The 2,192-nt window shown below is 64.7% G+C and carries 2 protein-coding genes; both read left to right on the top strand.

What is annotated here, in order from left to right:
- Positions 1–172: 172 nt before the first annotated feature.
- Entirely contained in the window at positions 173–1,114 is a 942-nt protein-coding gene (gene gshB / locus EN750_RS30925; protein WP_127266732.1) for a glutathione synthase, read from the top strand.
- A gap of 183 nt (positions 1,115–1,297) precedes the next feature.
- On the top strand, positions 1,298–2,192 hold an 895-nt coding region (locus EN750_RS30920; protein ID WP_145968073.1), incomplete at its 3' end, for an ATP-binding protein.

Below are 2,192 nucleotides of genomic sequence, written 5' to 3'. Positions count from 1 at the left end.
GAAACGTATCGCGAAATCGATTTTCCACGGGCAACCGCGACTGTTTCGAAGGATCGATGAAAGCAGCGCATTCGGGTGTCGGATGCCGATCCCAGGAATGTCGCGATTGGCAGACGGGCAGTGAGCCTGTACAGGCAAGACAGTCGTCCATCCGAGCCGCCGGAGACCCGCCATGAAGCTGAAAATCGCCGTCCAGATGGACCACATCTCCACCGTGTCGATCGCCGGCGACACCTCGTTCGCGCTGTCGCTGGAAGCGCAGCGGCGCGGCCATGAGCTGTTCCACTACACGCCGGATCGGCTCTCGTTGCGCGACGGCAAGGTATTCGCCCGCATCGAGGAAATGCAGGTGCGCGACGAGAAGGGCAGCCACTATTCGCTGGGCGAGAAGGTGCGTACCGACCTGTCGGAGATGGATGTGGTCCTGCTGCGCCAGGATCCGCCCTTCGACATGAACTACATCACCACCACGCACATTCTCGAACGCATCCACCCTAAGACGCTCGTGGTCAACGACCCGGCCTGGGTGCGCAACAGCCCGGAAAAGATCTTCGTCACCGAATTTGCCGACCTGATGCCGGACACGCTGATCACCAAGGATCCGCTCGAAGTTGCCGCCTTCCGCAAGGAGTTCGGCGACATCATCGTCAAGCCGCTCTACGGCAATGGCGGCGCCGGCATCTTCCATCTGCTGGAGGCCGACCGCAACCTTGCCTCGCTGCTGGAAATGTTCGGCCAGATGTTCCGCGAACCCTACATCGTGCAGCGCTACCTCAAGGACGTGCGCAAGGGCGACAAGCGCATCATCCTGATCGACGGCGAGCCGGTCGGCGCCATCAACCGGGTGCCGGCCGAACACGATTCCCGCTCCAACATGCATGTCGGCGGCCGCGCCGAAAAGACCGAACTGACGGAGCGCGAGCGCGAGATCTGCGCCCGCATCGGCCCGTCGCTGAAGGAGCGCGGCTTCATCCTGGTCGGCATCGACGTCATCGGCGACTATATGACCGAGATCAACGTGACCTCGCCGACCGGCGTGCGCGAGGTCAAGCGCTTCGGCGGCGCCGACATTGCAAGCCTGTTCTGGGACGCGGTCGAGGGAAAGCGCGGGTAAGTCGTTTTCATTTTGTCTTAACCATGTTCCGTTTTTGCAACCGCGCTCGCTTCCGCTGCAACCCCAGCGGTCATGCGTTCCCGTAATGTTCTTGATTTGACCGGGGAAGTGTGATTGTCTTCCCGGCGGGCCATTCCTGGCCTGATCGCAGGGGCTGGGGCCAGCCTGAATTGGGGTTGCACGATGGTGGCGCGGGTTCGCACGGTCGCTTTCCAGGGCATCGAGGCTGTGCCGGTAGACGTGCAGGTGATGATCGCGCCCGGCAAGGTCAACATGCACATCGTCGGCCTGGGCGACAAGGCGGTGGCCGAAAGCCGCGAGCGGGTGCAGGCCGCGCTGCATGCTTCCGGCCTGTCGATGCCGTCGAAGAAAGTCACGGTCAATCTGGCGCCGGCCGACCTGCCGAAGGAAGGCAGTCATTACGACCTGCCGATCGCGCTTGGCCTGATGGCTGCCCTTGGCGCCATTCCGGGCGACATGCTGGCCGGCTATGTCGTGCTTGGAGAATTGTCGCTCGACGGCACGATTGCCGCGGTCGCCGGCGCCTTGCCGGCGGCGATCGCCGCCAATGCCGAGGGCAAGGGCCTGATCTGCCCGTTCGCGTGCGGGCCGGAAGCGGCCTGGGCGGGCAAGGAATTCGACATTCTGGCGCCGCGCAGCCTGATCGCCATCGCCAACCATTTCCGCGGCACGCAGGTGCTGTCGCGGCCGGAAGCCGGCATCCATGCCGCCGCTCTGGATTTGCCTGACCTCGCCGACATCAAGGGCCAGGAGACCGCCAAGCGGGCGCTGGAAGTGGCCGCCGCCGGTGGGCATAATCTGCTCATGATCGGACCCCCGGGATCCGGCAAATCGATGCTGGCGCAGCGGCTGCCGTCGATCCTGCCGCCGCTGGCGCCGAAGGAGCTTCTGGAAGTCTCGATGATCGCCTCGGTGGCGGGAGAGCTCGGCGAAGGTAAGCTGACCGACCGGCGGCCGTTCCGCGCGCCGCACCACTCGGCCTCGATGGCGGCGATGGTCGGCGGCGGTATCCGCGCGCGGCCGGGCGAGGTGTCGCTGGCCCATCACGGCGTGCTGT

It is taken from the genome of Mesorhizobium sp. M7A.F.Ca.ET.027.03.2.1 (genome assembly GCF_003999175.1).
Taxonomy (GTDB): domain Bacteria; phylum Pseudomonadota; class Alphaproteobacteria; order Rhizobiales; family Rhizobiaceae; genus Mesorhizobium.
Note: the sequence above shows the minus strand (reverse complement) of the source record. Positions and strands in the feature narration are given on the sequence as shown.